Origin of the sequence: Butyricimonas paravirosa (assembly GCF_032878955.1) — a bacterium.
GTDB lineage: Bacteria > Bacteroidota > Bacteroidia > Bacteroidales > Marinifilaceae > Butyricimonas > Butyricimonas paravirosa.
The window spans coordinates 1280211-1294674 of the sequence record NZ_CP043839.1 but is presented as its reverse complement, the minus strand read 5'-3'; the positions used below and the strand labels follow the sequence as shown (position 1 = coordinate 1294674).

The window sequence follows — 14464 nt, the reverse complement described above, 5'->3', positions numbered from 1 at the left end:
AAATCGTAATTCATAAATCATAAATTGATTGCTTTTATTCTTCTCCGCCACCGAACATCATCAAGTAGGCTTTGATGAACTCGTTGATCTCTCCGTCCATAACAGCCTGTACGTTTGATGTCTGGTAGTTGGTACGATGATCTTTCACCCGGCGGTCGTCGAATACATAACTGCGGATTTGTGATCCCCACTCGATCTTTTTTTTCGTTCCTTCCACTTTATCCCGTTCTTCCTGACGCTTTTGTAATTCCAGTTCGTACAATTGGGCTTTCAATAAACGCATGGCATTTTCACGGTTTTGCAGCTGTGAACGTGATTCCGTGTTCTCGATCATGATTCCGGTAGGAGCGTGGCGTAACCGGACTCCGGTTTCCACCTTGTTCACGTTCTGACCACCCGCACCACCACTTCGGAAGGTGTCCCAACTGATGTCTGCAGGATTGATCGTGATCTCGATCGTGTCATCCACGGCGGGATAAACGAACACGGATGCAAAAGATGTCATTCGTTTATTGGCCGCGTTATATGGCGATAAACGAACCAATCGGTGAACACCGTTTTCTGATTTCAGATACCCGTAAGCGTAGTCTCCCTCGAATTCGAGAGTAGCTGATTTGATACCGGCTTCTTCACCTTCCTGGTAATCCACGTGTTTTACCTTGTAACCGTTTAATTCTCCCCAGCGGATGTACATCCGGTACAGCATACTGGCCCAGTCCATACTTTCCGTACCTCCGGCTCCGGAATTGATTTTCATGATGGCCCCGAAGTGATCTTCTTCCCGGCGCAGCATGTTACGCATCTCGATGTCTTCCAGCACTCGTATGGTCTCCTGGTATTGGGCGTCCACTTCTTCCTCGGTTGCTTCTCCCTCTTTGGCGAAATCGAAAAGTACCTGTAAATCTCCCACGGCTGAGGTTACCTGTTCGTACCCCTCGATCCAAGATTTCAATTCCCGGACTTTCTTCATCAAGGCCTCCGCTTCCTTGGGATTATCCCATAGGGACGGGTTTTGTGTTCTTAACTCTTCTTCAGCGAGTTGTATCTTCTTGCCATCGATGTCAAAGATACCTCCTCAATGCTTCACCTCGCTCTGCCAATTCTTTGATATGGTCTATTGTGATCATTGTGTATTAAGTTTATAAATAAAATTCGTCCCTCCATACGAAGGGACGAATGATTCGTATATGTTATCTCACTTGTCTTGATTAGCCATCGGGAAATTTTTGTTTACCCGCTTGCTGGTTACAGGGCGTCCGCTTAACGTGCTTTCCACCATGTCCTGAATTTCTTGGGCAAAGGCATTTTCCCCGTTTCTTCTGGCCATGTCGACGAGCATTTGTAACGCCTGCATACTTCTTCTCTCGTCATTTCCCAATGCTTTTCTGCGATTCTGAGAAAGTGATCCGATATATCTCAACATTTGAGCGTTGTCAAGAGCCAGTGCCCATGCCAGATCGTTCCCCTTCTCTTTTTCGCCGGCAGCATAGTAGATCGAGATGTAATTTAACAAGAAGAAGTCAGCCGGAACTTGATATAACGGAATTTCTTCCAGAGATTTATCCAGCACTCTGACAGCCTCTTGAATTTTGCTTGAATCTGTGATTTCATTGATAATCGTGTCCCCGATAACCCGTGTTTCCGTGGCGGCCTCTTGCATTAATTGTTCTGCCAAACGCAAGAAGGTGTTCCGGTATTTCATCACGGCGATGGTGTTATCATGGAAATGATCGATATTTACTTTCGGGTCCTTGATGTTGCCCCAGACAAATTTATTCATCAGGTTGTCATACAGGATCTCCGTGTTGATACGTCCGAAATCATAATAAGCCTCGTTGTTTTCCGACTTAATAGGTACAACCCGGTAAGCAGCTCCTTCTAGTTGGAAATACTTATCGAAGCCCATGTAACTGTCTTGTCCCATACCTACTCCGAAGTATACCGGACGTTCCCAGTTGTTGGTAGCTAATATATCCAGTACCATTAATTGTGATTTATTCAAAGAGCTACCTTTTAATTGAATTTCTACTCTGTCTACAATTAATGCGGAATCTTTAGGTTGTACGGTTCCATTTGCCAAAACCTTTTCCTTATCCACCGGTATGTACAAGCTGCGTGTCGGGATGAAGTCCACGGCGCCTCCTTGGTAACGGTTGGATTTGGTTTCCGGTCTGTCGCTGGCAACAAATTCCATGACTTCTTTCATGCTGAAAGGTTGTTGCACTCGTTCTTCAATCGTGACAAAGTCCCGTACTCCGGCATGGTATTGGTCTTTCGTGAACGAAATGGGCACCCCGTCACTTTCGTAGGCTTTCCGTTTCATCTGGTCAATGTACCAGTCTCCGGCAAGCAAACTTAGGTTCACGATACGTACATCTCGGCGGAAACCTTCCACTTCCTGTGCGTACCATAGAGGGAACGTATCATTATCCCCGTAAGTGAACAGGATGGCGTTCGGGGCACACGTGCTTAGGTAGTTCTTGGCATGAGCAATGGTCGCATAACGTCCGCTACGATCATGATCATCCCAGTTTTGTGCTGCCATATTTACCGGAACGGCGAACAGGCAAACAGCGGTGACAATAATAGCTGCGTTGCGGGAATCCATCTTCTTCTGAAGTAAATCCCACAGATAGAGAACCCCGAAACCGATCCAAATGGCAAAGGCATAGAACGATCCGGCATAGGCATAGTCACGTTCCCGCGGTTGATACGGATATTGGTTCAGGTAAAGCACGATGGCAATACCCGTGAAGAAGAAGAGTAGCATAACCACCCAGAAATCTTTTTTCCCTTGTTTTCCCCGTTGATATTGATAGAACATACCCAGCAGCCCGAGGATAAAGGGAAGCATGTAATATTTATTGTTTGCCTTGTCATGTTTCAACGTGTCCGGCATCACGCTCTGATCACCGACCAGAATATTATCTATAAAAGGAATACCCGAGATCCAGTTACCATAACGGAAATCTCCATGTCCTTGAATATCATTCTGACGCCCGGAGAAGTTCCACATGAAATACCTGAAATACATGTGCCCGAGTTGGTAACGGAACATGAAACTTAGGTTTTGTCCGAAACTTGGTTTCTGAACAGGTTGTCCGTCTACCATGTACACGGGGCCTTTGGGTTGTCCCACCCACTCATAATATACCTGTGGTTCACGAGCTTGGCTATACATACGCGGGAGGATTGTGCAGAAACGAGGATCATATTTTACTTCTTTTTTATGATCCACAATATCATATTTACCCGTTTTTTCGTTTTGGTAATAAATAGGTCCGGCATCCTCTACGCCAATAACCGGGGCATTGAAGTAAGGGCCGTAAACCAATGGCTCTTGGCCGTATTGATCACGACTGATATAAGAAAGCAGGGCGAACACGTTGTCCGGGCTATTTTCGTCAATCGGGGGATTACTTACGGAACGGATAACGACCATCGCGTAGCAGGAGTACCCGATAAGCATGACCACGAAACAGGTTAAGATCGTGTTCACTACCGTGTGGTTGTGTTTTAACGTGTACCGGATTCCGAAAGTCAGTCCGGCGATTAAGAGCAACGCGTAGATGACAACACCCGTGTTGAAAGGCATTCCAAAGCCATTCACGAACAGCAATTCAAACCAGCCTGCGACGATAATCACGCCCGGGATAATACCCCACATGATTACGCCCAGTATGACGATAGAAAGGGCCGCTGATTTGATAATACCCCACTTGGTGGTTTCGTATTTTTTGAAATAATATATGAATACAATGGCAGGAATTACGAGCAAGTTCAACAAGTGAACGCCGATGGACAGTCCGACCATGTAGGCGATAAAAATTAACCAACGATTGGCATAAGGTTGAAAAGCAACATTTTCCCATTTCAAAATTGCCCAGAACACGACGGCCGTGAACAAAGATGACATGGCATACACTTCACCCTCGACGGCTGAAAACCAAAACGTGTCTGTAAACGTGTAGGTTAATGCCCCGATAAGTCCGGCTCCCATGATCCCGCACAGTTGCCCCATGGAACATTCTTCGCCTTCTTTTACCACGACTTTTTTAGCCAGATGCGTGATCGTCCAGAACAGGAACAAGATCGTGAACCCGGAACATAGAGCAGACATGATGTTGATCATGTAGGATTGTGTTTCGGGACTTGGAGCGAATATGGCGAATAGTCGGGAGATAATCATGAATAGAGGCGCTCCGGGAGGGTGTCCTACTTGCAGTCCGACTGAAGTTGTAATAAACTCACCACAGTCCCAAAGGCTGGCTGTTGGTTCGACCGTAAGAATGTAAGTAATACTGGCCACCACGAACGCCACCCATCCGGTGACATTATTGATCAACCTGTAGCTTAATGTTGGGTGATTTTTAATGTTGCACATGCTTCTCCTTAGTTTGAATTTATATTTCTTATTAATATTCAAGGCTATAACAAAAATGTCATTTTTCGACAGCACGAAAATAGCAATTTTCTTTTAATTTTTCTGCATTTTCTTTTGGTGAAATAAAAAAATGCTCTACATTTGCAGCGTCAAAATAACAACAGCGGTTGTTGAAGCGACATGAAGATTGTCCCATTGTGTAATGGTAGCACAGCAGATTTTGGTTCTGTCAGTCAAGGTTCGAATCCTTGTGGGACAACAAACATGAAGAGGGGCCTTGCAGCAGGGAAGTTGCAAGGTTTTTTCTTCTCGGTCTTTGAAATCATGCCCAGGTGGTGGAATCGGTAGACACGCTAGTTTCAGGGACTAGTGGCCGTACGGCTGTGCAGGTTCGAGTCCTGTTCTGGGTACAAGTACCCCTCTTAATCGTATGATTTCGAGGGGTATTTTTTTTGTTGTACATTTTTAGGGAACAATTGTGGTAAACCTAAACCATGTAAATTGGCATGATTTTGCATCCCTTTCTGCTTGAAAAACGTTACATTTGCTTTCATAATAAATAGCTATTTATGAAGAAGTCAATCGCTTTCCTGCCTAAGAAAAATCGGGAAGATCTGAAATACCTCGTTGAGTTAATTCTGGATAAGATTCCGGTGTGCGAAATGATCATCCTTTATGGGAGTTATGCTCGCGGTACTTACGTGAGTTATGATGAGCGCGAAGAATTTGGTATACCTACTTCTTTTAAAAGTGATTATGATATATTGGTCATTAATAGTGCATGGGGCTATGAAAAAATTGAAAATAAGTTGGTAAGCGTTCGCAATATTTACGACAAACGGGGGGATCATCGTTATCGGGTTCCCGTGCAGTTTATTCATGATAGCATAAAGAAAGTAAATGAAGATTTGAAATACAGTCGTTATTTTTATACTGAATTAAAGCGTGATGGGATAATGCTTTATAATAGTGGGAATAATAAACTGGCGAGACGGAAACCATTGAATTTTGGGGAAATAAAGAAACAAGGGGAAGAATATTTTAGAGAAAAATTCGCTAAAGCCAGACTTTTTATAGAGCAAGCTGTTTTTATGTATGATAAGGAAGAATATGTCATGTCTTCTTTTAATTTGCATCAAGCTTGTGAAAATTTGTTCAGCGCAATTTTGTTGACATTTACCCTGAAAAACGATAAGGAGCATAATTTAGAAGAGCTTTTTAAGGTTTCACGCGGATATGCTCCCGAACTGATTCGAGTTTTTCCTATTGGGAATGAAGAAGAAGAACGATTATTTAAAATACTTGTGTGTTCTTACATTGAAGCTCGTTATAATCCGGAATTTAAAGTAAGCCGGGAAGATGTTGAAGACTTGATGGTGAAGGTTGAAAAGTTTGGAATGGTTACAAAGGATGTGTGTGAACGGGGAATAAAGGAGTATGAAGGGTTGGCAAAGACAGAAAAGAAAAGGAGATAAGAATTGTGTAATTTAGAGGAGAAGTAATGGTCGTCTTATTGAGAATGGGGGAAGAAACTACCTTTTTTTCGAAGTTGATTCGGGGCTTGCTCGTGGTTCATACAATCCGGATTACATGAGCCACGAGTAAGCTCTGTTTGACGAACGAGTGAGGGGTATTTTCTCGATTACTCTACGGTTAAGTTACGGTTATTTTTTGACTGTGTTACGAACCCACCATCCCTTTGTTCGAATCCTTTAAAATACAAAAAGAGAGTCAGCTTTTGTGTGCTAACTCTCTCATTATTTGATTGTTTTTTGCGGAGAGGGAGGGATGACTCGAAGTCCTTCGGACTTGATAGTGTTTCAAAAAGTGTGTAAATTCCGAATTGATTATTTTTGTAATGCAATTTTCAAAAATGAATAATTATGGAATTTACACATGAACAAATCTCGGAAATAATTTCCGAAATCACAAACGGTGAACTAGGTTTACAAGGCTTGGTTAAACAAGGTTTAGAGAGTTTAATGTTATCGGAACGTGATCTTCATAACGAGACACGTGGTGACGTGAGTAACGGTTTTCGTGGTCGTCGAGTATGTCATGGCGGTAAGGTCTTCGAACTTCGGGTCCCGCGTAGTCGTAACAACCATTTTTACCCGATGTTACTGGGGGTGCTAAAAGACCAGGAAGAAGAGGCTCAAAAGCTAGTGAGTAGCCTTTATTGCAGCGGTTTAACCACGGAACAGGTGGGTAAAATTTACGAGCAATTTTACGGCAAACATTACAGTAAAAGCCAGGTTAGCCGCTTGTTGAACACGGCCCGCGAGGATGTAAATGCCTGGCTAGGTCGTGAACTGGATAATCGTTACCCGATAATTTACATCGATGCCACCTATGTCCTCACCCGTCGTGATGATTCCGTTTCCAACGAGGCTTACTACACGGTTTTGGGGGTGAAAGAAGACCGAACCCGCGAGGTGCTGGCCGTGGTGAATTTCCCCACGGAAAGTGCCACGAACTGGAAGGACGTGTTTGAAGACCTCAAGGAAAGAGGCGTGGCCGTGATTGATCTCCTGGTGTGTGATGGATTGCCCGGTATTGAAAACGTGCTGGCAGAAACCTTTCCAAAAGCAGATTTACAATTATGTACCGTGCACCTGAAGAGGAATATAGCTGGGAAAGTCAAGCCCAGGGACAAGAAACAGGTCATGGAAGAACTCAAGCAGGTTTGCGCTCCCGACCAGTGGGAGATCTCCCCGGAAAAGGCTTTCGAAAAATTTAAAGAGTTTATTGCCAGGTGGCAGAAAAGTTATCCCGTTTTGAAAAGATATTGCCACGACAGGTACAGGTTCTATTTCACCTACTTCAAGTACGAGAGGGAAATCAGGGGGATGATTTACACCACAAACTGGATCGAAAGGCTGAACAGGGATTACAAGAGGGTCATCAACATGAGGGGCGCCATGCCAAACCCCCAAGCCGTTATTCTCCTAATGGGAACGGTAGCCCAAAATGCAGATATTTATAAATATCCTATTTATAATTTTTTAGAATCAAGATTATTTTATTGAACTATTTATAATTTTGCAGTCATGAGAAAAGAAGGAATTTACACACTTTTTGAAACACTATCTCGGACTTCTCATGAACGCGTTACGAACCCACCATCCCTTCGTTCGAATCCTTTTAGATGCAAAAAGAGAGTCAACTTTTGTATGCTAACTCTCTTGTTCTTGCTCTTTTTTGCGGAGAGGGAGGGATGACTCGAAGTCCTTCGGACTTCTCATGAACGCATTACGAACCCACCATCCCTTCGTTCGAATCCTTTTAGATGCAAAAAGAGAGTCAACTTTTGTATGCTAACTCTCTTGTTCTTGCTCTTTTTTTGCGGAGAGACAGGCTCTCGAACTTATACTTTCACAGAATATCATAAAACTGCAAACAACTGATAATCAAGTGTAAATTACAATATAGAGTAAAACTAAATGTTTCTAAATGTCTTTTGCTATCTCAATAATTGGGTGTATATTTGGGTGTAGAATTTCAAACGCACCCAATTATGAATATCAAACGCAACATCATTTTTGCATTGGAGAGCCGGAAAAAGAACGGTGTGCCAATCGTAGAGAACGTACCCATCCGTATGCGTGTCATCTTTGCCAGCCAACGCATCGAGTTTACAACGGGCTACCGGATTGACGTAGCCAAATGGGATGCAGACAAGCAGCGGGTAAAGAACGGATGTACCAACAAGCTAAAGCAAAGTGCAGCCGAAATCAATACGGACTTGCTGAAATACTATGCCGAAATCCAGAATATTTTCAAAGAATTTGAGGTACAGGAGGTCATGCCAACGACCCAACAGTTGAAGGAAGCTTTCAACATGAGAATGAAAGACACCAGCGAAGAACAGCCGGAAGAAGCCCCTGTCAGCTTTTGGGAGGTGTTCGATGAGTTTGTAAAAGAGTGCGGTAACCAGAATAACTGGACGGCATCCACCTATGAAAAATTTGCAGCAGTGAGGAACCACCTCAAAGAGTTCAAGGAGGATGCAACGTTTAACTATTTCGACGAGTTTGGATTGAACGAATACGTCAACTTCCTACGTGATACCAAGGATATGAGAAACAGCACCATCGGCAAGCAAATGGGATTCCTCAAATGGTTCCTGCGCTGGAGCTTCAAGAAAGGACATCATCAGAACATTGCATACGATACATTCAAACCGAAACTGAAAACCACCTCGAAAAAAGTAATCTTCCTGACTTGGGATGAACTGAACAAGCTGAAAGACTACCAGATACCGCATGACAAACAGTATTTGGAACGTGTCAGGGATGTTTTCTTGTTCTGCTGTTTTACGAGTTTACGATATTCGGATGTTCGCAATCTGAAAAGAAGCGATGTGAAACCCGACCACATTGAAGTTACCACAGTCAAGACAGCGGACAGCCTGATAATCGAACTGAACGACCACAGCAAAGCCATTCTTGAAAAATACAAGGATGTTCATTTCGAGAATCACATGGCATTGCCCGTCATCAGCAATCAGAAGATGAATGATTATCTGAAAGAACTGGGTGAGCTGGCGGAAATCAACGAGCCTGTACGGGAAACCTACTACAAGGGGAATGAACGTATAGATGAAGTCACACCCAAGTACGCTTTGTTAAGCACCCATGCCGGAAGAAGGACATTCATCTGCAATGCGCTGGCTCTTGGAATCCCGGCACAGGTGGTCATGAAATGGACGGGCCACAGCGACTACAAGGCTATGAAACCCTACATTGACATAGCGGATGATATTAAGGCAAACGCCATGAACAAATTTAATCAACTATAAAAGTATCAAACAGTTTCATAGATAGTTACCAATGACTATATTTGTAGAAATTATCATCACAATATGAGCAACAAGGAATCCAATATAGAGAAAACGAATTTTGATGCATTCATTCAAGCGGTCGGTTCGGAAATAGAACAGGCACAAGTAAGGCTGATTGTTGCAGCCAATGCACAAATGCTGTTCCATTACTGGAAGGTAGGCAATTACATCCTTTATCACCAGCAGCTGCACGGATGGGGAAGCAAAATCATCAAGCAGTTGGCAAAGGCTATCCGACTGCATTACCCTGAAAAGAAAGGCTATTCGGAACGCAACCTTACCTATATGTGTCAGTTTGCAAAGGCATATCCTTTAAGAGCGTTGCAAAGTTTCATAGAAACGGATGCAAGACTGTCTGTCCCAACCATACAGAGTGTGACCAATGAAGTATTGAAACTGAATGACAAACAATTTACGCAGGAACTTACTGCGCAAATACAATCTATTGATTGTCAATCGTTAGCAATTACGCAGGAGGTTCCTGCGCAATTTGAAGATGTGGGAAAAACCGTTTCTGCCATTTACAGGATGGGAATCAGGGAAATAGAAGAAATTTTCTTGACCTCTCCTATAGCCAAAATAAACTGGACAAGCCAAATGACTATACTTGACAGTTCGCTACCTTTAGGTCTAAGCTACTGGTACACGAAGCAGTCCATAGAAATGGGATGGAGCAGCAATGTATTGAAATTACAGATTGACAGTGATTTGTACAGCCGACAAATCAGCAACAACAAGGTAAACAATTTCACGACCACACTTCCGGCTCCACAAAGCGACCTTGCCAATTACCTACTCAAAGATCCGTACATCTTTGATTTGGCAGGAGCCAAAGAAAAAGCAGACGAAAGGGATATTGAAGAACAGCTGGTGAAACACGTTACCCGCTACCTGTTGGAAATGGGCAACGGTTTTGCCTTCGTTGCCCGGCAGAAGCACTTCCAAGTAGGAAACAGCGATTTCTTTGCCGACCTGATTCTATATTCCATTCCGTTGCACGCATATATTGTCATAGAATTGAAAGCCACTCCTTTCAAGCCGGAATATGCCGGACAACTCAACTTTTACATCAATGTGGTGGATGATAAACTGAGGGGAGAGAATGACAACAAGACTATCGGGTTGTTGCTATGCAAGGGAAAAGACGAAGTTGTGGCACAATACGCATTGACAGGCTACGACCAGCCCATCGGCATCAGCGATTATCAATTGAGCAAAGTGATTCCCGAGAAACTGAAATCAGCGTTGCCCAGCGTGGAAGAAGTGGAAGAAGAACTGGCTTCTTTCCTTGACAAAGACAATAACACTCAAAAATAGTTGCGTCCATGAAAGATGTAATTACAACGCTGATTCCCCGATACGGAGAATTGAACAGAATATACAAAGACTGGTCTGATAATAAAGGTTTCTCTTTTGAAAAGCAGAAATTCATTACCAAGTTCTATCTGGACTACAATGATGTAACGGTTCTTGAAACAGCCATTCTTGAACTGGTATTTCATCTTCCACAGGAGCAATACACACTGATTCTGAACAGCCTGAAAAAGGAAGTATGCGAAAACATAAGTTATTACAAGAAAGGATGTATGCCGGATGAACAGACCGTTTACAATATCTGCTTCCGAGTTTCAGAAATCTATAAAGAAGCCATAGAAGAACAGCAATACAAGACGACCAAGCTCCATGCTCCGCTAAACGAAGCATACCACCGATACGATTCCATAGGTTATCGGGAACACACCGCAGAGGATGAAAAGCGTGCGGAAATGGAATATGAACGGTTCAAGGCTGAATACGAGGAGGAAAAAAACAAGCTGACCGAACTCTACGATCTGCAAAAACAGACCAGAGAGAAAGCCCTGCAATATGCAGAAAGCCGTTTCAATGAAATCTATCGGCTGGGCTGCCACCTCAAAGAGACATTGGCGAAATATGTATTTGATGAAACAAACGAGCCGGAAGAGCCAGCCAAACAAGAACCAAACGCCCCCAACATACAGGAAGAAGTGCTGGGAACGAAACAGACTGAGTATTTCAATATGGAACTGCTTTCGCTCATTCATGTAACCTGCGTGGGAGAACAGTTCGAGAATATTTCCGAACATAATTTCTATACCTGCATGAACCTGCTACCAAGCGACACCAAACCCCAAATCAGACCGAGAGAAAAAATACGTACCTGCTATCTGATATTCCTGATGAGCGAAAAACTGCCCAAACAGGACAGGGAGAATTGGAAGAGGAATATCCTGAAAATATTGGATATTGAGGAAAGCTACTACAAGTCAAAGTACAAAGAGCCTGTTTCCGATTTCCCCAGTGACAGCAACCGGAAATTTGCCAAAGAAATGGACGGTATATTCCGATAATCTGTGATATGCCCTGACATTTTACAAAACAACCACTTTTACCACTCAAATTAAATTTTTGAGTGGTATTTTTATTATCTGATATTCAGATAAATAACAAGATATTCCATTTGTATCAACCACATCCTTACCACTTACAACCCTACCTAATTTTGCATCGTTCGAGAACAGAGATAACAGCCAGTGCGCAGGGCTGATTGTTAAACGACTAAATAGATTGAACGATGAAAAATCTTCAAGAATTATTATCAAAACCCGTCTGGCAGATGACAGGTGAAGAGTTCATATTCCTAAGCAAGCACGCTTCCCGTCAAACGGAAACGCAGCCACAGCCCGTTACAGACACAGAAAGAAAATATGTGTACGGAATACTGGGCATAGCCAAACTGTTCGGGTGCAGCCTACCCACCGCCAACCGTATCAAGAAAAGCGGAAAGATTGACAAGGCAATCACTCAGATAGGACGTAAGATTATCGTGAATGTTGAGCTTGCCCTTGAACTGGCTGGAAAGAAAACAGGAGGACGGAAATAACGGGAGACATGGCTATGGACTATATGAAAGAGACTAAGGAAATATCGGCTGAAGAAGCCATAATCCTTTGGCAAGCCTCACGTTTGAGCTTGTCGAAAAGTTATGAGAAAGCACCTGAAATCCTTAAAGTACATGATTCTGTCATTGGGACATTGGGTAATTTCAGCGCATCCATCGGCAAAGCCAAAAGTAAAAAAACGTTCAATGTATCGGCTATCGTAGCCGCTGCATTGAAGAATGGCACAGTGCTGCGGTATGTAGCTGAACTGCCTGAAGATAAGCGGAAAGTGCTTTATGTTGATACAGAGCAAAGCCCTTACCATTGTCTGAAAGTCATGACGCGCATTTTGCGAATGGCTGGTTTGCCAGATGATAGGGACAATGAGAATCTTGAATTTCTTGCCTTAAGAAAATACACGCCTGAGCAGCGTATCAGGATTGTGGAACAGGCTATTTACAATACACCCGAAATCGGTCTTGTAATTATAGACGGCATACGGGATATGGTGTATGACATCAACAGCCCCGGTGAATCAACACGCATCATATCCAAGCTGATGCAGTGGACGGACGACAGGCAGATACATATCCATACGATACTGCATCAGAACAAAGGGGATGAGAACGCAAGAGGGCACATCGGTACGGAGTTGAACAACAAGGCGGAAACCGTATTGCAGGTAGAAAAGGACAAGGGCAACGGTGACATCAGCCATGTTTCAGCCATTCACATCCGGGCAATGGACTTTGAGCCTTTCGCATTCCGTATCAACGACAAAGCCCTTCCCGAACTCATTGAGGGATACAAACCTGAAACAAAGAAGCCGGGAAGACCCGAAGAAGAGAAGTTCGACCCTTACAGGCATATCACCGAGCAGCAGCACCGTATCGCATTGGAAGCCGTTTTCGGGCTGAAAGAGGAATACGGCTACAAGGAACTGGAAGATGCCTTAATCAAGACCTATATGTCAGTGGGTGTAAAGCTGAACCATAAAAAGGCGGTATCGCTCATCACCATGCTTCGCAACAAACGGATGATAGTGCAGGAGACAGGCAGAAAATACACATTCATGCCTGACTTCCACTATTAGCCCATTTCCCTGCAATCACTTCACTTTATTCTCGGGGTGTATATATTAGGAATATAGTGAAGTGCTTGGGGAATGGGACTAAATCACTTCACTTTATTACCGTATCCTATATATACGAGAATTTAGTGAAGTGATTATAGACCGTACTTCCTAAAAAGGTACGGGCAAAAAGAAAAATAAACCAATTCACCAACTACTAAAACAATCATTTTATGGATATACAGACAGCCAAGCAAATCAGAATAGCGGATTATCTGCATAGTTTAGGATATTCTCCCATCAAGCAACAAGGTGTCAATCTGTGGTATAAATCACCGTTAAGGGAAGAAGCCGAAGCCTCGTTCAAGGTAAATACCGAACGTGAACAATGGTATGACTTCGGTTTGGGTAAAGGTGGTGGCATCATAGAACTGGCTGCACACCTGTACGCTACCGACCATGTACCTTACATCTTGAAACGGATAGCAGAGCAGACACCGCACGTGCGCCCGGTATCTTTCTCTTTTGGAAAGCAAAACTCTTCCGAGCCGAGCTTCCAACAGTTGGAGATTGTTCCGCTGTCATCTCCTACCCTGCTTGCCTACTTACAAGGTAGAGGAATTAACATAGAACTGGCGAAAAGAGAATGTAGTGAAGCACGTTTCACTCACAACGGCAAGCGGTACTTTGCCATCGCCTTTCCCAATGGTTCGGGTGGATATGAAATCCGCAACCGCTATTTCAAGGGCTGCATCGCCCCAAAGGAAATCTCCCACATCAGGCAGTCGGGAAAAGCGAGGAACACCTGTTATGTGTTCGAGGGATTTATGGACTACCTCTCCTTTCTGACATTGAGACAAGAGAACTGTCCGAATTATCCGGAGCTGGATGGACAGGATTACATCGTATTGAATTCCGTATCGAATGTGAACAAGGCTCTCTATCCGTTGGGCAATTACGAACGCATCCACTGCTTTTTCGACAACGACCATGCAGGAATGGAAGCACTCCGGCAAATCCGTGAGGAATACGGCAGAGACCGATACATCCGTGACGCTTCTCAGACTTACAGCGGATGCAAGGACTTGAACGAATATTTACAGGAACAGGCTGAAAGAAAAAGGCAAGTTCAATCCGCCAAAGGGGTGCGCAGCCAATCACCGGAGAAGAAGAACGGCTTCCGGTTATAGCCCACTATAACTACACGCTCCGCTTTCGTAGTTGTGGGCTCTCCCGAGGGGATTAGGGCTTTGCCCTAATGACCC

At 43.7% G+C, this 14464-nt stretch carries 11 protein-coding genes and 2 tRNA genes; 10 read left to right on the top strand and 3 right to left on the bottom strand.

What is annotated here, in order from left to right; all coding sequences use genetic code 11:
- Positions 1-34 precede the first annotated feature (34 nt).
- Positions 35-1127, bottom strand: a protein-coding gene (gene prfB / locus F1644_RS05520) for a peptide chain release factor 2 (RefSeq protein WP_118304733.1) whose coding sequence is annotated in 2 segments (ribosomal slippage) — positions 35-1063 and positions 1065-1127 — 1092 coding nt in all. Because the reading frame shifts where the segments join, the coding sequence is not laid out codon by codon here.
- Between the two features lie 68 nt (positions 1128-1195).
- Positions 1196-4384: a glycosyltransferase family 117 protein gene (locus F1644_RS05515; protein ID WP_118304732.1), complete on the bottom strand. Its 3189-nt coding sequence runs from the start codon at positions 4382-4384 to the stop codon at positions 1196-1198.
- Between the two features lie 188 nt (positions 4385-4572).
- Here F1644_RS05515 and F1644_RS05510 point away from each other — a divergent pair.
- Both F1644_RS05510 and F1644_RS05505 read left to right on the top strand, forming a co-directional pair.
- A tRNA-Gln gene (locus tag F1644_RS05510) sits at positions 4573-4643 on the top strand.
- A 67-nt stretch (positions 4644-4710) separates the two neighbouring features.
- Positions 4711-4794: transfer RNA gene (locus F1644_RS05505), tRNA-Leu, on the top strand.
- Positions 4795-4806: 12 nt separating this feature from the next.
- On the opposite strand, the gene F1644_RS05500 is transcribed toward F1644_RS05505, so the two are convergent.
- Positions 4807-4938, bottom strand: coding sequence for a hypothetical protein (locus tag F1644_RS05500; RefSeq protein WP_255378866.1), 132 nt, complete (start codon positions 4936-4938; stop codon positions 4807-4809).
- Between the two features lie 15 nt (positions 4939-4953).
- Here F1644_RS05500 and F1644_RS05495 point away from each other — a divergent pair, with 15 nt between their 5' ends.
- From F1644_RS05495 to F1644_RS05460, 8 genes are all read left to right on the top strand, one after another.
- A complete protein-coding gene (locus F1644_RS05495) occupies positions 4954-5859 on the top strand; it encodes a HEPN domain-containing protein (protein ID WP_118304690.1) in 906 nt (301 codons plus the stop codon).
- Between the two features lie 408 nt (positions 5860-6267).
- A complete protein-coding gene (locus F1644_RS05490) occupies positions 6268-7413 on the top strand; it encodes an IS256 family transposase (RefSeq protein ID WP_273493712.1) in 1146 nt (381 codons plus the stop codon).
- Positions 7414-7901: 488 nt separating this feature from the next.
- Positions 7902-9185 carry a site-specific integrase gene (locus tag F1644_RS05485; protein ID WP_117588494.1) on the top strand — a complete coding sequence of 428 codons (1284 nt, stop codon included), beginning with the start codon at positions 7902-7904 and terminating at the stop codon, positions 9183-9185.
- A gap of 63 nt (positions 9186-9248) precedes the next feature.
- Positions 9249-10544, top strand: a complete 1296-nt coding sequence (locus tag F1644_RS05480) for a PDDEXK nuclease domain-containing protein (protein WP_117677824.1) — start codon at positions 9249-9251, stop codon at positions 10542-10544.
- 8 nt (positions 10545-10552) lie between these two features.
- Positions 10553-11596, top strand: a complete 1044-nt coding sequence (locus tag F1644_RS05475; protein WP_005924019.1) for a hypothetical protein — start codon at positions 10553-10555, stop codon at positions 11594-11596.
- 224 nt (positions 11597-11820) lie between these two features.
- Complete coding sequence (locus F1644_RS05470; RefSeq protein ID WP_117677823.1) at positions 11821-12129, top strand: DUF3853 family protein; 309 nt, start codon at positions 11821-11823, stop codon at positions 12127-12129.
- 14 nt (positions 12130-12143) lie between these two features.
- Positions 12144-13220 (top strand): AAA family ATPase, encoded by a 1077-nt coding sequence (locus tag F1644_RS05465; RefSeq protein ID WP_044097440.1) that lies wholly within the window; start codon positions 12144-12146, stop codon positions 13218-13220.
- Positions 13221-13432: 212 nt separating this feature from the next.
- The gene (locus F1644_RS05460) at positions 13433-14389 is read left to right on the top strand and encodes a toprim domain-containing protein (RefSeq protein WP_005924026.1); all 957 of its coding nucleotides are present in this window, start codon (positions 13433-13435) and stop codon (positions 14387-14389) included.
- Positions 14390-14464: the final 75 nt, after the last annotated feature.

Bases quoted from the DNA above. Each gene is read 5' to 3' on its own strand.
- F1644_RS05475 (WP_005924019.1), top strand. From the start codon at position 10,553: ATGAAAGATGTAATTACAACGCTGATTCCCCGATACGGAGAATTGAAC.
- F1644_RS05500 (WP_255378866.1), bottom strand. From the start codon at position 4,938: ATGAAAGCAAATGTAACGTTTTTCAAGCAGAAAGGGATGCAAAATCAT.
- F1644_RS05480 (WP_117677824.1), top strand. From the start codon at position 9,249: ATGAGCAACAAGGAATCCAATATAGAGAAAACGAATTTTGATGCATTC.
- F1644_RS05495 (WP_118304690.1), top strand. From the start codon at position 4,954: ATGAAGAAGTCAATCGCTTTCCTGCCTAAGAAAAATCGGGAAGATCTG.
- F1644_RS05460 (WP_005924026.1), top strand. From the start codon at position 13,433: ATGGATATACAGACAGCCAAGCAAATCAGAATAGCGGATTATCTGCAT.
- F1644_RS05515 (WP_118304732.1), bottom strand. From the start codon at position 4,384: ATGTGCAACATTAAAAATCACCCAACATTAAGCTACAGGTTGATCAAT.
- F1644_RS05470 (WP_117677823.1), top strand. From the start codon at position 11,821: ATGAAAAATCTTCAAGAATTATTATCAAAACCCGTCTGGCAGATGACA.
- F1644_RS05490 (WP_273493712.1), top strand. From the start codon at position 6,268: ATGGAATTTACACATGAACAAATCTCGGAAATAATTTCCGAAATCACA.
- F1644_RS05485 (WP_117588494.1), top strand. From the start codon at position 7,902: ATGAATATCAAACGCAACATCATTTTTGCATTGGAGAGCCGGAAAAAG.
- F1644_RS05465 (WP_044097440.1), top strand. From the start codon at position 12,144: ATGGACTATATGAAAGAGACTAAGGAAATATCGGCTGAAGAAGCCATA.